Here is a 23,407-nt window from a genome sequence, read left to right as displayed (position 1 = left end):
TAGCTGCCGCATCGTCGGCGGCTATTTATTTTATATGAATTAGCCGATAATACATGAGGCGTAAATGTACAAATCCATTTATAATATGGAATATATTCCTACATAAGAAAAAAATTAATATACCTACATTACAGGAGGCGAAATGGAGTACAGCGAGTATGCAGGCTGATTCCATTAATCGCCGTAGAAGGCGAGCGTAAAACGAATGAATCCAAGCGATAAAGCACGTCAGGTGAAGCAGTTAGTCGAGCAGGTGAATCAGTCCTTATTATCCGAGCTGGTACTGACCAGCGAAGACCCATTAGAGCCGATCCATGTAGCAGCCTATCCTAAGCCATGGCTACTACTGGGCGCAGGAAATTATGCCGCAGTGCTTACGCATCCCGATTATCCCGGTTATGCGGTAAAGGTCTATGCCGATGGGAAGCCCGGTCTGGAAGCGGAGCGGGAGGTGTACCGTCTGCTAGGTGATCATCCATCCTATTCCACCTGTTACTATGCAGACGGCCCTTTTCTCGTACTCAAGCAACTGATGGGAACGACCATCTATGATTGCTTTAAACAGGGAATTTTGATCCCAGAGCAGGCGGTACGCGATATTGAGCAAGCGATGCATTATGCGCGTTCGGTCGGTCTTCGTCCTCATGATGTGCATGCCAAAAATATTATGCTGTATCAGGGACGCGGACTCGTGGTGGATGTGTCTGATTTTCTCAAGCAGGAGCCATGCCGGATGTGGGATGATTTTAAAAAGGCGTATTATCGGTTTTATTATCCGATTGCATCGCGTGTGTTATTTCCGATTCCTCCATTTATTCTGGAGAGTGTGCGTAAAGGATACCAGATCTATCGTAGACGACGGCGTAAAGCGAAGCAGCTTCCACCTCAAGTGCCGCAGGCTTAATGCTTATCTTATATTAGTGTTTACCATAGTGCTTGCTTAAGAGAAGGGAAGGCACGATGCGTAGCTCCCTGATTAACGTTAGTAAGGTTCAAAAAGACATTTGTCCTGGTTGTTCTCCTGTCTCTTTTGTGTATAATGAACAGGACTGAAATGGAGGGTACAGGATGAGTGGTGTGATTTTCTCAATATTAGCAGGTGTGTTTCTTGCTTTGCAGGGCATCGTCAATTCACATACCGGTGCGTTTGTCGGTACATGGCACGCGGTTATGATTAATCAGCTTGGCGGCTTTGTGCTGGCTGCTGTGATCTGGATAAGTAGGGGCGGTGGTGGCTGGCGTCAGCTGCATGAAGTGAAGAAGCTCTACTGGTTTGGCGGAGCCTTTGCAGCGATTATTGTGTTTAGCAATATTACGGCCATGCATCATATTGGTGCTACACTGACTATCGCGGCATTATTGATCTCACAGCTATGTATGACGTTTCTTATTGATGCACGCGGCTGGTTTGATACGATCAAGCAGCGAGTTGGACGGGCACAATGGCTTGGTATTGCGCTGATGGTAGCGGGCGTTGTTTTACTGCGGTTTTATTAAGTATGGATATTACATGATACAAGCTTTAACATAGCTGATGTAAAATAGCGGAATCGCATATACGGATAGCTTTCACAAAGCAAAGCCACAGGATGACAAGCATGTACTGCTTATCCTGTGGCTTTTTTGATTTTACTTTTTGTTTATTATAATCTTTGTTTATTTTACGTTATTGAGGATCATCAGAATGAGCGAGAAGTATAGCTATCCCAGTACATCCACACAAAGTCACATAAAGTGTCGATGCTCGAAATCTCCGCTGAATCGTTATCGAATGTACCGCGTTATTTGATCGATCTCTGTTCTGGTGCTGATGCTATAGCCGCCTATACTTTATTTTTATTCGAATCAGTCAGCGTATTACTTTTCTGCTTGCGGAAGGAACGCTCGTGAAAATCGGTGATTTGTGCGAAGATGCTTTGTCCATCATCGGTGATTTGAAAGTCAGGCTGTAACGGCAACACAAGCGCTCGGTACGTTTCTGGAATCCAAATATAGTGGTGTACATACGAGGTGGGCAGGAAGCCGCATTTCTCCCAGAAAATAATCCGTTCGCGATTCTCCTGTGTATCCTCTGCTTCGGCTTCGATAATAATCGCATCAATACGATGATGCGCTATTCCCCAATCACGGAGAATATTAAAAAATAATCGTCCTTCACCCCGACCACGCCGATCATGGCGAATCGCCATATAGTCGATAATCATCGTCTGCTGCTGGTCACTTCTACCTAGACCCGTGAGTGCCATCGCAACCAGCTCATCTCCCTCATAACCAGCATGTAAAAAAGCGATCTTCCGATCCAGCATCTGACGAATGATCTTCTCAGGCTTGGCACCGTGTATAAATGCTTCTTCATAAATGGGCTTGATCTGCTGCCAGACTTCCTCGTTCCAGCTATCCCATGTGCGTAGTGTAAGTGTCATCGTTTCGACCTCCTGTCCTTCTATCTTAGTTCATACCCATAGCAGGAACAACTGATACGTCTGGACGTTTAAGGACATATGTCCTAGTCTCATACCTATGTGCTTTCGGTATAATAAAACAGGAAGACTACAGCAGGCAGATTCGTTTGTATTCGTCATGTCCTGATCGCTCAGGAACGATGAGCATTTTCTAGACAGATTCAAGATAGAGAGCGGTGTGATCATGCAAGAGATTCAGGATCAAAAGCAGCTGCAAGCGTATTTGCAGCAATATCGGATTGAAGATGTATTCCACGAGCCATTATTGCCTCATCTCGGTCTATATCGATTTGAGCCGGGTGAAGTGCTATGTGCTCAGGGCGAGCGCTCCGAGATATTATATGTACTGGTCAAAGGCACGACCAAAACATCGCTGACCTCACCCGAAGGCAAGACACTCGTTCTCTCCTTCAAGACACCACCGGAGATGATTGGAGATATCGAATATGTGGAGCGAGTCGAACTGATGAACACCGTTGAAGCGGTAACACCAGTGGAGGTACTCGGTATTCGCTATCAATGGCTGTATCAATATGGTCAGGATCATGCTCCGTTTTTGCGTTTTATTTTAAATATCATCACGTATAAATTTCGGGTGAAATCTGAATCGATGAGCTTTAATCTGATGTACCCTGTGGAAATACGTCTGGCGAGCTATCTATTATCGGTCACTACATCAGAGCATAATATGCTTCTAACCGGCGACCCTGCTGACTATAATCTGACAGACATTGCAAATCTGATCGGAACGAGCTATCGCCATCTGAATCGGGTGATCAGCCAATTTAGCGAGGATGGATTGCTGGAGCGAACCCGTGGCAAGCTGGTTATTTTAAATCGAGAGGGTCTGGAGAAGCTGACGGGTGCGAGGGAGATTGTATTTTGAAAAATCTGTGTCTATATTATAGGTCATGTATATAGATAGGTCAGGCTTGCTAAGCTAAATGAACAAAACCAACTATATTACCGCATAAGCGAAGGGAGCTTTTATATGTCAACTATCATCGATAAAATCGCATGGATCTATCTCAGCGAACGCAAGCTACTCTGTGTACGCTCCAAAGGCAAGGAGCTATATTATATTCCAGGTGGTAAAAGAGACCCGGGCGAAGAGGATCAGCAGACATTGATTCGTGAGGTTCAGGAGGAGCTGGGTGTGACGCTACAGCAGGAGACGATCATGCATGTCGGTACATTTGAAGCAGAAGCAGATAGCAAGGCAACTGGAACGATCGTTCGCTTGACCTGTTATACGGCTGATTATGAAGGTACTCTACAGCCAGATAGCGAGATTGAGGAGATGGCGTGGCTGAGCTATGACGATCAGGAGCAAGTGTCGGTAGCGAGTCAACTGGTATTTGAACAGCTCAAGCAGCAGGAGCTACTGGATTGATATGCTATGTAATCCAAATGAATTGTTGTACAGTATGAGCTGATCATTGTTATGCTATTTAGCAAGAGCAAGAGCAAGAGCAAGAGCAAGAGCAAGAGCAAGAGCAAGAGCAAGAGCAAGAGCAAGAGCAAGAGCAAGAGCAAGAGCAAGAGCAAAAACAAGAGCAAGAACAAAAACAGTAATAGCGCAATAGTAAAAGTAGTGTCAGCTAGTTGTTGAACGAACCACAATCACTTCGCTTCAATAAATCGGTTGACACTACGATATATCATCTATATTATAGACCCATAAAGTCTGTAATATCCGTAATAAAGGTGGCGTGTATACATGAAGTTTTCCAAAGCGACAGATTATGCGCTGCATACGATGCTGCATCTGGCGTTAGCTACACCGGATCGTCTGACTGGTGTTCAGCAGCTGGCTGAGTTTCAAGGCGTGTCGCCCACCTATCTGTCTAAAATCCTGACCAAGCTGGCAAAGGCGGGCATGGTGGAATCATCGCCAGGCGCACATGGCGGCTATCGCTTAAAGCGTAATTGGGAGCAGGTGTCCTTTCTGGATATTATTCATGCGATTGAAGGAACAGCTTCCTTATTCGAGTGTACGCTCGATCATGGGCCGGAATGTAGGATCCAGCAGGTGATGATTCAGGCAGAGGGAACGATGGAGTACTATTTACAGCAGCAAAAGCTAGCTGATCTGGTTGCACATATGCCAGTCACTGACGAGCAACATTAACTCGCAGTGACGGCGTACTCATCGTATAATGTACAAGCAGATTGCCGTCATAGGCGAACAAACGCTTTTTTTTAATCATATTACGGATATTACGAGTCTTTAATATATCTAATTAAAATTGAGCGATTATCATGGTATCGCCAAGGAGGAAAATAAATGATCTATGATTGTGTCATTATTGGTGGAGGGCCAGCAGGTCTGAATGCTGCGCTGGTGTTAGGACGTGCGAAACGTAAGGTCGTTATCGTCGATGATGGACAGCCGCGTAATCGAGTAACGCATGAATCGCATGGTTACTTAACTCGTGATCGGATCAAGCCAGCAGAGTTTCGCCGAATTGCTTATGAAGAGGTACTGCATTACCCTTCGGTTGAGCATCGGGTAGCAATAGCTGAAAAGGCAGAGCGACTGGATAACGGGCATTTTCGGATAGAGCTCAACGATGGACAGCAGCTCACTACTCGTAAGCTACTTTTTACAACAGGAATTAAAGAGGTGCTACCTGATATTCAAGGCGTGACCGACTGCTACGGTCAGAGCTTGTTCAATTGTCCATTCTGTGATGGCTGGGAGCAACGGGATCAGCCATTAGCCGTTATTGGTATGGAGGATCGAATCATGCACCTGACCAAAATGGTACATACATGGAGTCAGGACATCGTCGTATTCACAAATGGTGCTTCCGTACTGGAACCCGAGCAACAGCTAGAGCTTCAGGGAAAAGGAATTACCGTTATCACAACGCCGATCGCACATCTAGAGCATCGGGATGGCAAGCTACAACGGGTCATTCTCTCCGATGGTGAGACAGTGGAGCGTAGTGGTGGATTCGTGATGCCACAATTCCTACCTAAAGCAACTTTCCATGATACATTGGGCTATGAGCTTAATGAGCAGAGCTATATTGGGGTGGATGAGATGGGACGTACGAGTGTGGAAGGCTTGTACAGTGCAGGAGATGCAGCGTTCAAAGGCCCATCCCAGCTGATTATCGCTGCCGCCCAAGGAAGCCTGACCGGCGCTATGATTCATGGGGCATTGATGGAGGAAGAATGGAGCCTACAACCAGCGAATTCATAAAATAAATAACGATTCTTGAAGCCAATGAGAAGCAGTCATAGGTGCAGAAGCTATTCTGCCCGTGGCTGCTTTAATCTTTTCAGCGACACTTCTTCTATGTTGTCAATGAATATTGACACACGCGAACAGGGGTTCTATGATGGAATTGCACTGTGTTAAGGTGCGGTGTGATCAGGTGGAATATAGTTTAGGTAGCCTGGCCGGAATGGAGATGTCGAGTATGAATCCAACAATCAAGCTATACAATTATCATGTATGGGCCAACAAGCTAGTATTTGAACATTTGCGTACGCTTCCTGAAGATGCCTGGAGCCGCGAAGTGAAAAGTGTCTTTCCTTCTATTCGGCAATTGTTGTCTCATCTGTATGCGATGGATACGATGTGGCTAAGCGTCATGTGTGAACGTCCATTTGATGAATCGAGACAATTGATTATGAAATTAATGGACGAGACCAAGCTAGCAACAGTGCAGGAGATGGAGCAGCGCTTTGCTGAGACAGAGCTGGCATATCGTAGCTTTTTCGATGGGCATGATCTGGAAGGCAGTGTGACGGTGACGCATCCGGTTTACGGTACAACGGATACACCGCTAAGTGAATTGGTTCAGCATGTTGTGAATCATGGTACGTATCATCGTGGTAATCTGACAGCGATGCTGCATCAGCTCGGATACCGTGGTATTCCAACGGATTATGCTTTTTATATGTATACGCCTTCTTCCTAAAAATATAGAATTGCACCTATACATGTATACGCTCACAATACCGTCTTGAAATAAGGCGGTATATTTTTTGCGAAAATACTGGAACATTCATTCCGGAAAGAGTATACTGTGTTTACCACTACAGAAGGAAGGCGACGGAATGGGTAGAACGAAGGAATTTGACCATGAAGAAGTGCTCCACGCAGCTACGCTTGTTTTCTGGCAAAAGGGCTACGAAGCAACCAGCATGGCAGAGCTACTACAGGCGATGAATATTAGCCGTTCCAGCATGTACGAGACATTTGTGGATAAGGAGCATCTGTATCTACAGTCGATTGAGCATTACAAGCGGCTTGGTGAGGACAAACGCAGCGAGCTCACCCGGGTCAGCTCTGCGAAGGAAGGGATTCGTGCTTATTTTACCAAGCATATTGATGGAGCGTTCAATCCATCTTCTCCACGGGGATGCCTGATCACCAATGCCATTGCCGCGCTGGATGCACCTGACGAGCAGATTCGTGATATCGTACAGAAGCGATTTGAGGATCTAGGAGAGGCATTTTATAAGCTATTGCAAAAAGGACAGGACAGCGGTGAGATTGCAGCGGATCGCGATATTCGTACCCTGTCGTATTTACTGCTCAATCTGAATCACGGTATTAATATCGCTGCCAAAGTGGATTCGGATCGCACACATGCGGAGCAGATGGTAGAATCGGTTATCGATATGCTGTAACTCGATCGTAAAGTAATTCCTAGACAGAGAAGTGATCATATCCAGTGCAGGATGTGATTTTATTTTACGAATTTCTGGAATGATTGTTCCGAATGCAAATAAGGATAGGACGTGTTTATGATGAGTACAACCCCCCATACTGCGACTAGCTCGGCAGAACAGCCAGCTCAGCCAACGATGCCAAACTGGCTAATGATCTTTCTCGCTATTGCCTGCGGCGTGATCGTCGCTAATCTATATTATGCACAGCCGCTCGTTGGCTTGATTCGCGCTGATATTGGACTATCGGCAGAAGCAGCAGGGCTTATCGTCACACTGGCACAGATTGGCTATGCAGTAGGATTGTTATTTATCGTTCCTCTTGGTGATATTGTAGAAAATCGTCGGCTTGTATTTGTATCGTTATTATTTACGGTACTGGCATTATTAATGGCTGCATGGGCAGGTCAGGCGACGATATTCCTCATCGCTTCTATGCTGATCGGTCTGGGCTCGGTAGCGGCACAGATTCTTGTACCGTATGCTTCTCATCTTGCCCCAGAGCAATCTCGTGGACGTGTAGTCGGAAATATTATGAGTGGATTATTACTTGGGATTATGCTGGCACGTCCGTTATCCAGCTTGATTGCTGATCATCTTGGCTGGCGTGCGGTATTCTTCATCTCAGCAGCGCTCGTACTGATTCTTGCGCTCGTACTGATTCGAGCATTACCTACAAATCGCCCTGCTTCCCGTCATCGGTACCCACAGCTGATTGCTTCGATGGCGCAGCTTGTTCGGCATACACCGATTTTACGGCGCCGTGCTCTGTACCATGCTGCAATCTTCGGTACATTTAGCTTGTTTTGGACAACGGTACCGTTGCTTCTGGCAGGGCCGATATTTCATTTTTCACAGACAGGCATTGCGATCTTCGCACTGGTTGGAGTAGCAGGAGCTGCGGCTGCACCTATCGCAGGTCGGATGGCAGATCGTGGCTGGATTCGTCCGGGAACGGCGATGGCGTTTGCAGTCGTGATTATCTCCATGCTACTGCCATTACTCGCACGCGATGGCTCGATCGGAAGTGTTTTATTACTGGTACTAGCAGCGATTTTACTTGATCTCGGAGTATCGGCGAATCTGGTGCTGGGGCAGCGTGCGATCTTTTCACTTGGCGCAGAGGTACGTAGTCGCCTGAATGGATTGTATATGGCAACCTTTTTCCTGGGTGGAGCGATCGGTTCGTCCGCAGGTACATGGGCATTTGAAGCAGGTGGATGGACGGCTGCGATTGCTCTAGGGCTGGCATTGCCGCTGCTGGCACTGGTCTACTTTGTAACGGAATTTCGCCGCAATCCGGTAGAGTCGTCTGCGAAGTAAAATAGGATCAAGCAGCATAATGGCCGATGAATGCTGAAAAGGGACAACAGGCATCCGTTCAGGAATAAGCTAGTAATCAGGATGAAACTGGCGATTAGAATAAAGGTTCGTATGAATCTAATTGGATTACACCTGAGCTAAATTAGCTTGTATGAGCAGATTCGTCAGGGTCTGCTCTTTTTATTGTTTGCTGAGCGAAAGAGATAGAGAATAACCATGTTGGAGATTCATGCTGGGGTGGATCATCGTGATATACATCCACGAGGTATAGCCACACTTAAAAGCAGTTGACATGTAACCCGTTCCAACAGCTACAGTTAGGAAGACAGCTAGCATAGTAGATTATCTATTGAATGGCCTGTTTGCTTGGCGGAATGATCGACGATGTATCATGCGTTTGATCGATTTTATATGCTTATCTGCCATTTTGGATTGCCGTATATGGATACTCGCTATAACGCTAGTTGGGCAGGTCTAAATTATTACGAATCATCTCATAGTCAGGAGTGCGATACGATGCAACAAGCAAAAGGAACCTCTATATCTGAAGTGACAAAGCGAAACGAGCCGTCTACACGGAAAATAGTTTTTATCGATATCGATGGTACGCTGGTGAATGATTACGGTACTGTGCCATCCTCGGCGAAGCTTGCCTGCCAGCAGGCGAGAGCGAACGGACATTTGTTATTTTTATGTACAGGACGCTCCAAAGCAGAGATTTACGATTCGATCTGGGAGATTGGCTTTGATGGATTGATCGGTGCAGGCGGTGGCTATGTAGAGCTTGATGAGCAGGTGTTGTATCACAAAAAGGTGCAGCCTCAGGATGTGCGCCATATGGTGGACTTTTTTAACGAGCATGGTGTTCACTTTTATCTGGAATCGAATTCAGCACTGTACGCGAGTAGTGGACTTCGTCTTCAGCTGGAGCGTCTGATCTATGGGGATATGGAGAACGATCCGTTAGCTAAGCAGCGGATGGAGCAAGCACCGCATCCCTTTATCGAAGGCTTGACCTACGGTGTGACTGATCTGTATAAGGACGATGTGAACAAGGTGTGTTTTTTAGAGAGTAGCCTGCCATTTGAAGTGATCCAGCAGGAATTTAGCGGTAAGTTCGAAGTTATTCAGTGTACCGTACCGATCTTTGGTAAAGATAGCGGTGAGCTCATGATACCGGGTATTCATAAAGCGATTGCGATTGCGGATATGCTTGAGCATTTGCAAGAGTCACAGGTAGATACGCTCGCTATTGGTGATGGTATGAATGATGCCGAGATGCTGGAATATTGTGCGATCGGCATCGCGATGGGTAATGCCAAGCCGGATTTAAAAGCGATCGCAGATGATATTACCGATACGGTCGAGGAAGATGGTTTATACAAGAGCTTTGTAAAATACGGTTTGATTCAGGAAGCGAACCAGTCGTTGTCGTCGTGAGGGTTCCATTTTGATCCCTGTTCATCATTCTGTTATATAAATATAAAAAGCCTGAGTAGAGCGCACCCAAAGCGCTATACATCAGGCTTTTTGCGTCATTTTCACATAGAATAAGTATGCGCGGAGATGGAACGATTGAAGCACGGAGGATATCACCAATGGAATTTTTCTTGCTGAATATTATTGCATGGTGAATAAATTGGGTAATGTAAAACAGGCTGGCAAAATTTTTTGATCATAATAATAATCACGCGCAATTAATTTTAAGTGAAATGAAACAGAGGAGGAATCATGATGACAGCATTTGATATTCTATTTATTGGTAGCGGGCAGGGAGCATGGAATGCCGCACTTCCGCTAAGTATGAGTGGTAAAAAGGTAGCTATTATTGAACGCGATAAAATCCTCGGTGTATGTACGAACTACGGCTGCAATCCTAAGATCATTCTGGATGGACCGATCAAGCTGATGGAGGATGCTGAGCTACTGGAGACAGCAGGCCTGCAAAGTGAATTTAAGCTTGATTGGGGTAAATTGATGGAGCATAAAAATAAAATTCTCGGCGAATTGCCGAAAACAATGGAAGCCAATCTGAAAAAAGCGGGCATCGAGATCATTCGCGGTGAAGCGCGCTTTACAGATGAACATACGGTTGAGGTGGCTGGAACGAGCTATACGGCGGAGACGATCGTAATTGCCACAGGACAGCGCCCGGCTGAACTCAACATTCCAGGTGAAGAGCTGCTGATCACAAGTAATGAATTCCTGTATCTACCGGAGCTGCCAGAGGACATCGTCCTGATCGGTGCAGGCTATGTGGCGATGGAGCTCGCATCGATCGCTTCCCGTGCAGGCTCTCGTGTACACATCGTACAGGTATCGGATCGTGTGCTGAATGGTTTCCACCAGCCGTATGCACGCCAGTTGACGGAGAAAATGAAGCAGGACGGTATTCAGTTCCACTTCAATGAAAAGGTAACCGCAGTACAGCAAGCAGGCTCCGGGCTGGAATTGCAAACGGAAAGCGGGCTGAAGCTACAGGCAGGTCTGATCGTGAATGCAACAGGACGTATCCCTAACGTTGAACCGCTTCAGCTAGAAGCAGCAGGGGTTATGTACAACAAGCGCGGGATTGAAGTGAATGAATATCTTCAAACCTCCACCTCGCATATCTATGCGACAGGCGATATTCTCGATAAAAAGCAGCCAAGACTCACGCCGACTGCGGTATTTGAAGCAAAATATCTGGCAGGTAAGCTGCTTGGCAAAGTGAATGAGCCGATTCAATATCCACCGATCGCTACGATTGCCTTTACCGCGCCGCGTATCGCACAGGTTGGTATTACGGTAGAAGAAGCGGAAGCACATGGTGATCAATACAAGGTTCAGCCGATGGAGCTAGGCAAGCAATGGGACTTTGCCGGACGCGGTGAAGCGAATGCGCATCTCACACTCATCCATGATACAGACAACAAGCTTGTAGGAGCAACTGCTTACAGTCAGGAAGCACTGGAGATCATCAATAGCTTGACTCCATTCATCACACTGGGCTTGACTGCCGAGGATGCAGCGAAGATCGTATACGCATTCCCATCATTCGAGACGATGATTCCGCGTTATTTCCAATCTTAATGTGCTAGACTATTAAAATATATTGTATTCAGCCGCTTGTAAGGTGGTAAAAGAAAGTGATAACACGAAAGCCGCATTATTCTGAGAGCATGAGGATTCATGAAAAGTTATTTTCTCAGAAGTATGCGGCTTTTGTGTATCGTTATTCATGCCATCTGTCATCATTCTCTGTGCAGCATACGGGACAACCTATGCTAAAATAAAAAAGGGCTTGCCATCACCACGGTACATACGAATCTCAAGTTGAAGGAGCTATGATTGCATGTGTCTTATTTTATTTGCCTATGGCATCCATCCCGAATATCCACTGCTTGTGGCTGCAAATCGGGATGAATTCTATGATCGTCCCTCTGCATCGGTTCATCGCTGGTCAGATGCTCCGCATGTCATTGCTGGACGTGATCTATTGAAGCTGGGCACATGGCTCGGTATATCCGATCGAGGACGATTTGCTGGATTAACGAATTATCGTGATCCGCTGGAGCAAAGTGAAGGCAAACGCTCAAGAGGAGAGCTAGTCGCTAACTTTCTAACCGGAGATGATACTCCACAGGCGTATATGGAGCATATTCATAAGTATGCAGAGGATTATCCGGGCTACAATCTGCTTGCAGGTGACCGCCATGAGCTGTATTACTACTCTAATATTAGCCAGCAGCCACAGCGATTGGAACGTGGCATTTATGGTATTAGTAATCATCTGCTCAATACGAGTTGGCCCAAGGTGGAGCGGGGCAAAGCCGGCTTACAAAAGCTATTAGAGTCTCCGCTTGCTGAGGAGATAGAGCCGTTAGGTGATGCGTTATTTCATCTACTCCAGCTAGCTGACCGACCAGCAGACGAGCTGCTACCGGCTACGGGTGTTCCGCTGGAATGGGAACGTGTACTATCCTCGATCTTCATTCGGAGTGAAGATTCCCGATACGGGACACGATCCTCCACTGTAGTGATGATGAATGATCAGGAAATTCGTCTGCGTGAACGCACCTATGTACCAGAGCTGGTAGAGGAACAGCATATGATAATTCCACTACAGGCATAATCGTTAAGTATGATGTACAGGGTAGCACTTCTGAAAGTATGCACTTCCGAAAAATTCTGCTTACTAATCCCATGCATAGAGAGGAGCTCCACCATGTCCTTATTTTCAATATTATCTCGTAAAATCATATTCACTGCCCTTGGCATGATGCTACTCTGGGTGGCGATCCCATTGACCGCCTCGGCTCATACGAGTCTTGAACGTGCTGTACCCGCTAAAGATGCGAAGGTAGAGAAAGCAGTGAACGAAATTCAGATGACTTTTAACACACCGATTGCGGAGCTTAGCTCATTTACAGTGACCTCCTCCAATAATGGGGCTGTCACGATCAACGATATTAAGGTGGATGGCTCCTCGATGTCTGGTAAGCCAGCTGAACCATTGACCGCCGGTAGCTATACGGTTCAATGGAAAATTGTCGGCGAAGATAGTCACCCGATTGAGGGAAGCTATGCTTTTACCGTAACAGCGGCAGCGAATGAAGCTACAAGCAGCTTAGCTGCTGGATCGGACACCACGAGTGAAGCCGCAGAGAATACAGACCAGTCATCTTCATCTACCGGTACATCCTCTACAGATAGCAGCTCCGGTGAAGCAAGTGATTCTTCTGCAAATGGGGAGGCATCCATAGAGAGTCCAGCACCGACCACTTCGGCACAAACGGAAACCACACCAGCCGATGATGCAACGACCGATCAGAAGCCAGCATCAAGTGGCGCTGCGGCAGCCTCAGATGATGAAAGGGATAGCGAAAGTGTATCTCCAGCCACCTGGATTATTACGATCGCCGTTATTCTCATTGCTATTATCGCAGCTGTGGCAACCATTAGTAAGCGGAGGAAGTCATAGTGCTCTATGGGATGATGCTGGCTGATCTAATCCTATATATCTGTCTATCCCTCGTACTCGGTACACTACTGCTCGGCGCTATTCATCCATCGCTTCAACCAGGCATCTATATGCCGAAAAAGGCAGTAGCTGGCATGATTATCGGCATTATGATCTTATCTGCTGCGCCGATGCTTCAAGTAATTTACTTCTTCGTTACGGAGTTTGATTATACGTTTGGCTTCGTGCTTGCCTATGTGCTGGGTAGCTATAATGCCGGGCATGGCTGGCTGATTACGTTCATTTGTGGGCTTTTACTGATCATTTTGTTACACCAGCGCGTATGGAATCAGCGTCCGCGCTTACAATCTGCCATCGGTCTTATACTGGCGATCGGCATGCTTGCCGGGATCGGTTACACCAGTCATTCATCCAGTCTGTATGGCTTTACCGGCTTTTTTACCCATTCTGTTCATCTGCTTAGTGTGACGATATGGCTGGGTGTGCTGTTTGTCGTGGCGTGGTGTACGAAGCGGCCGGAGAACTGGCAGGCATGGCTAAGCTGGATGTCTCCGTTTGCGATGATCTGCTATGTTGCGGCGATTGCGTCTGGCTTGCTGATGATGCTATCCTTCACTGATAATTATGCAGCCAGTCTCGCAGTTCCGTTTGGACAGGCACTGCTTATTAAGCACGCATTACTGTTACCCTTAACAGCATTGGCAGCAACGAATAGCTTTTTGTTAAAAGGGCAGCTGGCACGGCAGCCGCAGTGGAATCCGGTACGCTGGTTACGGGTGGAAACGATTCTTGCTTTTCTGGTGCTAGTCGGTACTGCCTATCTGTCGAATCAATCGCCACCGCATGATCTAGTAGCCGCATTAGAGAGTGGAGTTATTCCGCTATCTCCGCTATGGACATTGTTTTATGAGCCATTTGGACAGGCGAGCTTATATGGATTAGTACAGCTTGGCTGGTCATTTACAGGCGTAGCAATCGCAGTGCTGGCATTAGCGTTCGTGCTCGCAGGAGTGTGGATGCTCGTTCGCTTTCGCAGTGTATGGACATCGCTTGGATTGCTAGTCTGCTCCGCGATATCATTGTATACGGCTGTAATGCTGAGCGTGCATCCATAACAGCTAACTCGTAACTCATGCAATCTTTTATCAACTCAAGAGTCAATCTTCCATAGCGGAGGGTTGGCTTTTTTATTAGCGATGATGGTGATCGCTATAACCTTTTCTCAGAGGAAAAGCTAGACAAATGCAAGTCCATATTATTCAACGGACATAATCATATGAAAATATAATTGTACCTGAATGCCCGATATTACAGCATTATGCGTCATTAATTTCGCTAATAAGTCGCATCCTTTTAATGATGTTGAGATATAAAATAGACCATGCTATGATTTTCTCAAATCGGTAATAACCATTATTTTGAATTTAATTACATAATTATCATTTCTCAATGAATGCGTAAAACCGTGCAGATATGTCAACCGGTGGGCACTCTTCTTTTACAGAATGCTTTTATACATGGTTTTTGTAAGCGTTAACAAAATTCGAAATGGAGGTTATGTAATGTTCAGGATGCGTAAATGTCTCATCGTACTCATGTCTTTCATTTTATTGTTAGGTGCCTTTTCCTCCTTACGTGCAGAAGCAGCTACCAAGTCACTCGCCAAGCTGCCGGGAAATGCGAATCCGCTGATGGATCATAAGCTTGGAGCCGATCCGTATGTGCTCGTCTACAATGGCAGAGTGTATGTATACATGTCGAGTGATACATACGTATACAACAGCAACGGAACCGTTAAGGAAAATGACTTTAGTGCGCTGGATCGTGTACAGGTCATCTCTTCCTCGGATATGGTGAACTGGACAGATCATGGAACTGTTCCGGTTGCCGGTGCTAACAATAAAAACAATGGCAAAGGAATTGCCAAATGGGCTGCTAATTCGTGGGCACCCGCAGTAGCCTATAAAAAAATCAACGGCAAAGATAAATTCTTCCTGTACTTTGCTAATGGCGGCGCAGGCATCGGTGTACTGACCGCTGATACGCCAATCGGTCCGTGGACAGATCCACTCGGTAAAGCGTTGCTGACTCAAAACACACCAGGTATGTCTGGCGTAAAATGGCTGTTCGACCCGGCTGTCCTTGTTAACGATGATGGTACAGGCTATCTGTATAGTGGCGGCGGTATTCCGAATGAATCCGATCCAGCTTCCATCGCTAATCCAAAAACCGCACGTGTGATCAAGCTCGGTGCTGATATGATCAGCGTGAGTGGCAGTGCAAGCACCATCGATGCACCGTACCTGTTCGAGGACTCGGGTATTCACAAATACAACGGTAAATACTACTACTCATATTGCATCAACTTTGCGGGTAGCCATCCATCGCAATATCCAGCAGGTGAGATTGGTTACATGGTGAGCGATAACCCAATGGGGCCGTTCACGTACAAAGGTCATTTCTTAAAAAATCCATACTCCTTCTTCGGAGTAGGCGGTAACAATCACCATGCTGTATTTAACTTCAACAATCAATGGTATGTCGTGTATCATGCTCAAACCGTAAGTAAAGCACAGATTGGTGATGGCAAGGGCTATCGTTCTCCGCACATTAACAAGCTGTTCCATAACGGAGACGGTAGTATCGCTGAGGTGCAGGCGAATATGACAGGCGTGCCGCAGCTGTTCAATCTGAATCCATATACACGTGTGGAAGCAGAGACGATCGGCTGGCAAGCTGGAATCAACACAGAAGCAAGTCAGGCAAGTGGACCGTTTAACAATCAGAATGTAACGAATATCAACAATGGCGACTGGATCGCTGTCGGCAGAGCAGACTTCGGCTCGGCAGGTGCTCGTTCGTTCAAAGCAACGGTAGCTTCTACCGTAGGCGGCAACATCGAAGTACGACTGGATAGTGTAACGGGTCCTCTTGTAGGTACACTGCAAGTGCCTTCCACAGGCGGCGTACAGAACTGGAGAGAAGTGCAGACGAATATCAGCAATGCAACAGGTATTCATAATCTGTATCTCGTATTTACCGGTGGCGGCGGTAACCTGTTCAATCTGGATGCATGGCAATTCGTATCCAATGCAGGACTGGCAGCCATTCCAACGGAAGCGCAAGGTGCTGCGGCAGCAGAAGAGCAGTCCGTTCCTGTTGTGACCCATCCAGATGAGGCTACAGTAGAGCAGAATAGTGGAACAGAACAGCCAGCATCATCGACAAGCCCGATATCTGTTGAGCCAGCATCGAATACAGATGAAGCTGCTCCAGCTGGAACGACAACAGATAGCGCGCCAGTGAGCGAAGTGCCTGCAAGCGAATAATGCAGCATCTAAATCATGCAAGATGCTAAGCACAGACAAGCTCTATTTTATGAGATGTGTATAGATGATTAAGCAAGATGAATACACATTCACTAACCGAACACTAATCGAAGATACTCAGGAGGATCGCTTCCAACTCGTTATCTCGATGAGGTGCATAAACACAGTTATCCGTTACATTTACTATATTATTGGAGGTTTTGTATGAAAAGAAAATCATGGTTTGCTCTGTTAACCGCAGGTGTACTATCTCTCTGTTTCTCTGCCAATACATTCGCAGCAACGGTGTTCTGGGAGCCCCTCACGTATTTTAACCCAAGCACATGGCAAAAAGCAGACGGCTATTCCAACGGCAATATGTTTAACTGCACATGGCGTGGGAATAATGTCAGCTTCACCAGCGATGGCAAAATGAGACTCGGTCTGACTAGCTCTGCACAGAACAAGTTCGATTGCGGCGAATACCGTACTACTAACAAATACGGCTACGGTAAGTACGAAGTCAGCATGAAGCCTGCCAAAAATACAGGTATCGTATCCTCATTCTTCACGTACACTGGCCCTGCTAACGGTACACAATGGGATGAGATCGATATCGAATTCCTGGGCAAAGACACCACTAAAGTACAATTCAACTATTATACAAACGGCGTAGGTAACCATGAGAAAGTGATTAATCTGGGCTTTGACGCTTCTCAAGGCTTCCACACCTATGCGTTTGACTGGCAGCCTGGCTCGATCAAATGGTATGTGGATGGTGTACTCAAGCATACAGCGACCAGCAACATCCCAACTACACCAGGTCAGATCATGATGAACCTGTGGAATGGCTCCGGCGTAGATGATTGGTTAGGACCTTACAATGGCGCGAATCCTCTGTATGCAGAGTATGATTGGGTGAAGTATACAAGTAACTGATTTTGAAGTCGAAAGTAGGGAAAAGGGCAGCCTGTAGAGGGCTGTCCTTTTTGTATATAAAGCTAATGACATAACATCAATTCAGTACCAAAAATGAAACGTTTCGCATCAATTATAAACTACCCTCTAAACCAAAACGCCTATAAATGTTTTTAGTAAACGCTTACAATTTACTATTTACCTCCCATATAGAGTCATGCTATCATAAATGCGAAACGTTTCAAATTATATTTGAGAGGAGAAAAAGCATGAGAAAAGTAAAGATATTCAGTATGATCCTCACTTTTTGTCTGATGGCGAACGTCACTTTAACTCCTATGGCTTCGGCGGCACCAGATGCTAAAAAACCACCTGGATTCAACTCGGAATTGAAAGCGATTGCAGCTAAAACGTATAAATATTTTCAGGATTATACCGATCCGAAAACCGGTATGACCTACGACGAAGTACGTACGACAGATAAAGGAACTGAGGAAGCGAAGCGCACCTCTCCAACCAATATTGCAATGTACATGATGAGTACCGTATCCGCACAGCAAATGGGCATCATTACTAAGAAGGAAGCAGTATCTCGTCTGCAAACAACGCTGAATACATTGGAGAAACTGGACAAGTGGAATGGTCTCTTTTATAACTGGTACAACACAGACGATGGTTCACTCAAAAAGGATTGGGGGCAATTTATATCGCAGGTCGATAATGGCTGGATGTCCGCAGGCTTGATCGTTGTCGGACAGGCGTACAAGGAGCTGAATGGACAGACTAGCAAGCTCGTGAACAATATGAACTATACTACGCTGTACGATCCAGAGGTTGGACAATTCCGTGGTGGCTACGATGTTGCCAAAGGAGCGCTAACCGAGCATCATTATGGTGCATTTTATACCGAGCCACGCGTAGCCAGCTATATCGCTATCGGTAAAGGCGATGTGCCGCAGGATCACTGGTGGAAAATGTTTCGTACGATGCCAGCAGAATATGACTGGCAATCTCAAGTTCCAGAAGGGAAAAACGTCAACTATGACGGTGTGAATGTATTTGAAGGGCACTATACGTATCAAGGGAAAAAGTTCGTTCCGAGCTGGGGCGGCAGTATGTTTGAAGCATTGATGCCAGGCATGGTTATTAAGGAGAAGGTGCTTGGTAAAAAGGCACTTGGCTTAAACAACGAGCGTCATGTCCAATTGCAAATCGCTTATGCAAAGGAAAAAGGCTATCGCGCATGGGGCTTCTCACCTTCCGCGACACCAAGCGGCTACAGCGAATTTGCAGCGACACCTCTCGGCACTTCCGGTTATAAAGATGGCGCAACGGTTACAGCACATGCGACCTTCCTCGCATTAGAATATGCTCCTCAGGATGCTCGCAAAAATATTGAGGCATTGAAAAGCTTCAATATGCTGAGTAATTATGGCTTCTATGACTCAGTCAATGTTGAGACAGGCGAGCTGGCGAAGGCATATCTAGCGCTGGATCAAGGGATGATTATGGTATCGATCGCCAACTATCTGAAGGATGGCGTGATTCGCGATTATTTCCATAAAGACCCTATCGGTAAAAAGCCAGAAGCGTTGCTGAAGAAGGAAGTATTTTCAATTCAGTAAAATCAACTTTATTCGTGCATTGTAGATAGGTTATACCATTAATACAACCAGGCAAGATGTGATACGTGTTAATTCTATCACGCCTTGCCTGGTATTTTGCTTCGCAGGCTCCAGTTCATTTACGTCTTATTTCAACGTGTACTCAGCACACGAATATACTAAAACAGAAAAGTAGAGTCTGCTCATAATTTAGTCGTTCGTCTCATCGAATAGCTGCTTTAGCATTTTATCCTTATTATTAAGAAATTCCTTCATAATGAGAAAATGATCCGTTTCTTCTAACGTCTGTACTTCAATACCTTCAGCCGTCAAATTAAAGATGATTGCATCCGGATAAGCCATTAAAATTGGAGAATGAGTAGCGATCACAAATTGTGATCGTTTCTGAACAAGCTCGTGAATCCGCGCCAGCATGGACATCTGACGTAATGGCGACAGAGCTGCCTCTGGCTCATCCAGCAGGTATAGCCCATTTCCGCCAAACCGATGCATAAATGTAGAGAAAAAGGATTCGCCATGTGATTGCTCATGCAAGGAGCGCCCACCGTAGGATGCACTGATTGGAGGCTGAAAGGATACTTGAAGATCCAGCTCGTCGATTGTTGAAGCGAGATTGTAGTAGCTTTCTGCTCTAAAAAAGAAACCATCTTTAGGACGCCGAGTACCGCGAATCAATTGAATGTATTCAAACAACTCAGAGTGAGTCGCACGCGTAGAAAATGAAAAATTGATTGTTCCACCTTCTGGATTAAATCCCCACGATACAGCAATAGACTCCATCAAGGTCGATTTGCCCATTCCATTTTCACCCACAATATACGTTACCTTCGGATGAAAATCCAATTGATCAAGATGTTGTATAATAGGAAGATTAAACGGATACTTCTCCAATGTAGTTATTCGTTGCCTATTTAGTTTAACTTGCCGTAGATAAGAAGATGACAGACTCATTCTCAATTCCTCCCAATCGTATAGAATGGATGAACACTTCTACGTATGTACTTTATCTAAAGTAATGTCATTGATAAGAGATACTCCCATTGTATCATCTACATAGCACAAAATTGTAATGTAAGCTATACCTATGATACATGGACAAATAGGATGATGATGCCTACAATAAATGTAAACATTTACAAACTACTGGACGTACATCGAACTATACATAACTGAGGTGAACAGGTTGGCTATTTCAAGTATGGATACTACCGAAAATGATAATAGAGCACATCTCAAGGCAGACTGCGCACAATGCTTTGGCTTATGCTGTGTTGCGTTAAACTTCTCTGTCTCCGAGGGCTTCCCGATGGATAAAGCAGCTGGACAGCCCTGCAAATATCTACAATCCGATTGTCGCTGTTCCATCCATGAATCTTTACATCAACGAGGGTTAAAAGGCTGCATTTCATTCGATTGCTTTGGAGCAGGTCAAAAAGTATCGCAAATCACCTATCGCGGAATGGATTGGAAGGTGATACCGGAACAGGCGGATACCATGTTTAAGGTGTTTCTCATTATGCTACAGCTTCATGAATTGTTGTGGCATCTGACAGATGCGTTACGTCAGCCAGCAGCTGCATCGATTCAGCGCGAGCTACAGGCGCTTCTTGATCAGACAGAACAATATACGCTCCTACGCCCGGAAGAAATGGTACAAATCAATACAATGGAGCATAGAGAGAAAGTAGATGTAGTACTCCTTCAAACGAGTGAGCTAGTACGTGCTGAGGCGCGCCGTAAGCATAAGCAAAGTCCAAAACAGCGTTCACAAGCTACACGCCAGAAGCGCATTGGTCGTGGAGCCGATCTGGTCGCGACGGATCTACGGAAAGTGGAGCTGCAAGGAGCTTACCTGAGAGGAGCGCTTCTGATTGCGGCGAACTTAGAGGATGTTGATCTTAGTGGAGCTGATCTGATCGGTGCCGATTTGCGGGATGCCAACTTAGCTGGTGCTGATCTGTCACAAAGCTTATTTTTAACTCAGTTTCAGATCAGTTCTGCTAGAGGTAATGCAGATACGAGGCTGCCAGAAGCGCTCAATCGTCCAGCGCATTGGAAGTAAAGATTCATCTAACTCTGTCCATGAAGGAGAGGATGCGATTGCTTCATGTGGATATCAATTTGAAGGTAATCTATTTTGATGCACGTGGTTAGATGATGTAGAGTGATTGGGGCTAGCCTGCAAGGATAGTGTATATAGTATGGCTTTAATGCAACAGTAATGATAACAGATAGCCAGGGAGGCAACATCGATGAAGGAAGAAGATCGCATCATGCAAGGTATTTTGTTCAGTCCTGCACATCCTGATTTAAAAGCCTTGAAACGTAAGGCGCATAAGCTAAGTCAACAATATAGCCAGACGTTTGAGGACGAGGTTGAAGATCGGGAACGTATTTTGCAGGAGGCACTTGGGCACATAGGCGAAGCTAGCTTTATACAGGGGCCTGTATTTTTTCATTATGGTGTACATACTCGTATCGGACGGAACTTCTTTGCTAATTATAACTTAACGATACAGGATGATGCGCTGGTGACGATTGGCGACTATACGAGCTTTGGGCCTAATGTGACGATTGTTACACCCATTCACCCGCTGATTGCGTCTGAACGTAGAAGAATGCTGGATCAAAATGGAGAAGAAAAGCCCCTTTGTTATGCTAAGCCTGTTACGATTGGCAATGATGTCTGGATTTCAGCCAATGTCACGATTTGTGGTGGAGTTACGATTGGAGATGGCTGCGTCATTGGAGCAGGGAGTGTTGTCACTCGGGATATTCCTGCTCATTCTCTAGCAGCAGGTGTGCCTTGTAAAGTGATTCGTCCAATTACGGAAGAGGACAGTATGCGCTATAAGCCAGAGGTTATGGCAGATTGCAATGTGATTTGGCATCATGCAGATGATGAGAAAGAGGAAGATTAATGAGAAGACAGATGTTTTTAATAAAAGAAAAGCTGAATGATGTGCTATACCTTATGGCAGTTCATAGTAATGTTGTGACGCTTCAGAGCATCATGGGAGCTATACGATGATTGAGCCTACGAAGCGGTTAATCGAGCTATTTCGCTCAGAGGTTCCTTTGGATAGTAGTATCATTCAATCCTATTGCGATGTGATTGCGTCATCTGGCGATGCTGATGATGCGAAGGTATTGCTGGAGTGGTATAAGAAGCATGCAGAGGACTGGCAGTATGTTCCGATTCTTCAGGTAGTTATGCGCTGTGGAGATATGGAGCTAGCAGCAGAATTATACGCATATAGCTTTGAGCAGGGTAGATTGAGGGAGAATGCACCTGATGGTATCCTCCATATTCTTGCGTATATGGGCTATCCGCTGCCATCGGAATATATAGTGGATTGCGTAGTATCTAACGATCAGGATGCCTGTCTGGCACTACTTCATATGCCGTATGATCATCACTATAGCCGAATAGTCGAGTTGTTCGATCAGATGTATGGACAGGCTCTGTTTCCCGAGCTACTGCCAGCATTGTGTGTACAATGGGCACCTGAGGAGCAAATGGTTCCGAAGCTGTTAGCATGGGGCAAGCAAGCTTCGATCGATTGCAATGGTGGCTTGGTACTGGGCATTGCGATGTATGGACCTGCACAAAAGGATCAGATCAAGCAGATTCTATGGGATACGGATTGGGAGCTGTACAGTAATGGAACTGGTGGACACTGGTGGGCGTATATGTCTATGCCGCTTGTTGAATTAACTTTTGCAGAGCTCATTCAGGATTTGAAGCATGCGTTTGGTCTGAAAGATAAGGTAGACCGTGACGATCAGGAACGTATTGTACGGAACGGAGGGCAAGCTGCCGATGCCTCAGATCCATCCAAACGATCGGCAGAGCATTGCTTTGACGTATTGCACAGCTTGCTTCAGCTCCAATTAGAGCATGTACCGCACCCACTTCGATATGTTACGCCTAATCGCGAATCGATGATTGATCTGTATCAGCAATTGTTTGCATGGAGTACGCCACATGTGGATGATTCTATATTAGGTGTGATTGGTAATACGCTAGGCATACACCATCGGCTCATGGAGCGATTTTATCATTTGAGATCCACTATGGAGCTGGTCGTTCGTTATGAGATTGAAAGGATGATTTAG

22 protein-coding genes are annotated in these 23,407 nt (G+C 45.8%); 20 read left to right on the top strand and 2 right to left on the bottom strand.

What is annotated here, in order from left to right; all coding sequences use genetic code 11:
* The first annotated feature begins 205 nt into the window (after positions 1–205).
* The gene (locus IEX62_RS06940; protein WP_188774712.1) at positions 206–904 is read left to right on the top strand and encodes a protein kinase family protein; all 699 of its coding nucleotides are present in this window, start codon (positions 206–208) and stop codon (positions 902–904) included.
* A 164-nt stretch (positions 905–1,068) separates the two neighbouring features.
* On the top strand, positions 1,069–1,497 hold the full coding sequence (locus tag IEX62_RS06935; RefSeq protein WP_188774711.1) for a DMT family transporter: 429 nt from the start codon (positions 1,069–1,071) through the stop codon (positions 1,495–1,497).
* 326 nt (positions 1,498–1,823) lie between these two features.
* Here the strand turns inward: IEX62_RS06935 and IEX62_RS06930 are convergent, their stop codons facing one another.
* Complete coding sequence (locus IEX62_RS06930; RefSeq protein WP_188774710.1) at positions 1,824–2,423, bottom strand: GNAT family N-acetyltransferase; 600 nt, start codon at positions 2,421–2,423, stop codon at positions 1,824–1,826.
* A 223-nt stretch (positions 2,424–2,646) separates the two neighbouring features.
* Here IEX62_RS06930 and IEX62_RS06925 point away from each other — a divergent pair, with 223 nt between their 5' ends.
* From IEX62_RS06925 to IEX62_RS06855, 15 genes are all read left to right on the top strand, one after another.
* Positions 2,647–3,348 carry a Crp/Fnr family transcriptional regulator gene (locus tag IEX62_RS06925; RefSeq protein ID WP_188774709.1) on the top strand — a complete coding sequence of 234 codons (702 nt, stop codon included), beginning with the start codon at positions 2,647–2,649 and terminating at the stop codon, positions 3,346–3,348.
* Between the two features lie 105 nt (positions 3,349–3,453).
* Positions 3,454–3,855: an NUDIX hydrolase gene (locus IEX62_RS06920; protein ID WP_188774708.1), complete on the top strand. Its 402-nt coding sequence runs from the start codon at positions 3,454–3,456 to the stop codon at positions 3,853–3,855.
* A gap of 327 nt (positions 3,856–4,182) precedes the next feature.
* Complete coding sequence (locus IEX62_RS06915) at positions 4,183–4,593, top strand: RrF2 family transcriptional regulator (protein WP_188774707.1); 411 nt, start codon at positions 4,183–4,185, stop codon at positions 4,591–4,593.
* Positions 4,594–4,749: 156 nt separating this feature from the next.
* The gene (locus tag IEX62_RS06910) at positions 4,750–5,673 is read left to right on the top strand and encodes an NAD(P)/FAD-dependent oxidoreductase (protein ID WP_188774706.1); all 924 of its coding nucleotides are present in this window, start codon (positions 4,750–4,752) and stop codon (positions 5,671–5,673) included.
* A gap of 220 nt (positions 5,674–5,893) precedes the next feature.
* A complete protein-coding gene (locus IEX62_RS06905; RefSeq protein ID WP_188774705.1) occupies positions 5,894–6,397 on the top strand; it encodes a DinB family protein in 504 nt (167 codons plus the stop codon).
* Between the two features lie 139 nt (positions 6,398–6,536).
* Positions 6,537–7,112, top strand: coding sequence for a TetR/AcrR family transcriptional regulator (locus IEX62_RS06900; RefSeq protein ID WP_188774704.1), 576 nt, complete (start codon positions 6,537–6,539; stop codon positions 7,110–7,112).
* 117 nt (positions 7,113–7,229) lie between these two features.
* Entirely contained in the window at positions 7,230–8,474 is a 1,245-nt protein-coding gene (locus IEX62_RS06895; protein ID WP_188774703.1) for an MFS transporter, read from the top strand.
* 516 nt (positions 8,475–8,990) lie between these two features.
* Positions 8,991–9,914 carry a Cof-type HAD-IIB family hydrolase gene (locus IEX62_RS06890; RefSeq protein WP_188774702.1) on the top strand — a complete coding sequence of 308 codons (924 nt, stop codon included), beginning with the start codon at positions 8,991–8,993 and terminating at the stop codon, positions 9,912–9,914.
* A gap of 291 nt (positions 9,915–10,205) precedes the next feature.
* Complete coding sequence (locus IEX62_RS06885; protein ID WP_188774701.1) at positions 10,206–11,546, top strand: dihydrolipoyl dehydrogenase family protein; 1,341 nt, start codon at positions 10,206–10,208, stop codon at positions 11,544–11,546.
* Between the two features lie 262 nt (positions 11,547–11,808).
* Entirely contained in the window at positions 11,809–12,588 is a 780-nt protein-coding gene (locus tag IEX62_RS06880) for an NRDE family protein (RefSeq protein WP_188774700.1), read from the top strand.
* A 93-nt stretch (positions 12,589–12,681) separates the two neighbouring features.
* Positions 12,682–13,437 carry a copper resistance CopC family protein gene (locus IEX62_RS06875; protein ID WP_188774699.1) on the top strand — a complete coding sequence of 252 codons (756 nt, stop codon included), beginning with the start codon at positions 12,682–12,684 and terminating at the stop codon, positions 13,435–13,437.
* Positions 13,437–14,552 carry a CopD family protein gene (locus IEX62_RS06870; protein ID WP_188774698.1) on the top strand — a complete coding sequence of 372 codons (1,116 nt, stop codon included), beginning with the start codon at positions 13,437–13,439 and terminating at the stop codon, positions 14,550–14,552. Before IEX62_RS06875 ends, IEX62_RS06870 begins: the two co-directional genes overlap by 1 nt.
* A gap of 447 nt (positions 14,553–14,999) precedes the next feature.
* Positions 15,000–16,766, top strand: coding sequence for a glycoside hydrolase family 43 protein (locus tag IEX62_RS06865; RefSeq protein WP_229685662.1), 1,767 nt, complete (start codon positions 15,000–15,002; stop codon positions 16,764–16,766).
* Positions 16,767–16,970: 204 nt separating this feature from the next.
* Positions 16,971–17,684, top strand: a complete 714-nt coding sequence (bglS, locus tag IEX62_RS06860; protein ID WP_188774697.1) for a beta-glucanase — start codon at positions 16,971–16,973, stop codon at positions 17,682–17,684.
* A 248-nt stretch (positions 17,685–17,932) separates the two neighbouring features.
* The gene (locus IEX62_RS06855) at positions 17,933–19,288 is read left to right on the top strand and encodes a glucoamylase family protein (RefSeq protein ID WP_188774696.1); all 1,356 of its coding nucleotides are present in this window, start codon (positions 17,933–17,935) and stop codon (positions 19,286–19,288) included.
* 189 nt (positions 19,289–19,477) lie between these two features.
* On the opposite strand, the gene IEX62_RS06850 is transcribed toward IEX62_RS06855, so the two are convergent.
* Positions 19,478–20,239 carry an AAA family ATPase gene (locus tag IEX62_RS06850; protein WP_188774695.1) on the bottom strand — a complete coding sequence of 254 codons (762 nt, stop codon included), beginning with the start codon at positions 20,237–20,239 and terminating at the stop codon, positions 19,478–19,480.
* A 223-nt stretch (positions 20,240–20,462) separates the two neighbouring features.
* On the opposite strand from IEX62_RS06850, the gene IEX62_RS06845 reads away from it, so the two are divergent.
* The 3 genes from IEX62_RS06845 (at position 20,463) to IEX62_RS06835 (ending at position 23,407) form a co-directional block, all read left to right on the top strand.
* Positions 20,463–21,350 carry a pentapeptide repeat-containing protein gene (locus IEX62_RS06845; RefSeq protein ID WP_308422632.1) on the top strand — a complete coding sequence of 296 codons (888 nt, stop codon included), beginning with the start codon at positions 20,463–20,465 and terminating at the stop codon, positions 21,348–21,350.
* 190 nt (positions 21,351–21,540) lie between these two features.
* On the top strand, positions 21,541–22,209 hold the full coding sequence (locus tag IEX62_RS06840) for a sugar O-acetyltransferase (protein WP_188774694.1): 669 nt from the start codon (positions 21,541–21,543) through the stop codon (positions 22,207–22,209).
* A gap of 106 nt (positions 22,210–22,315) precedes the next feature.
* Positions 22,316–23,407, top strand: a complete 1,092-nt coding sequence (locus IEX62_RS06835; RefSeq protein WP_188774693.1) for a hypothetical protein — start codon at positions 22,316–22,318, stop codon at positions 23,405–23,407.

Origin of the sequence: Paenibacillus hunanensis (genome assembly GCF_014645615.1) — a bacterium.
GTDB lineage: Bacteria > Bacillota > Bacilli > Paenibacillales > Paenibacillaceae > Saccharibacillus > Saccharibacillus hunanensis.
Note: the sequence above shows the minus strand (reverse complement) of the source record. Positions and strands in the feature narration are given on the sequence as shown.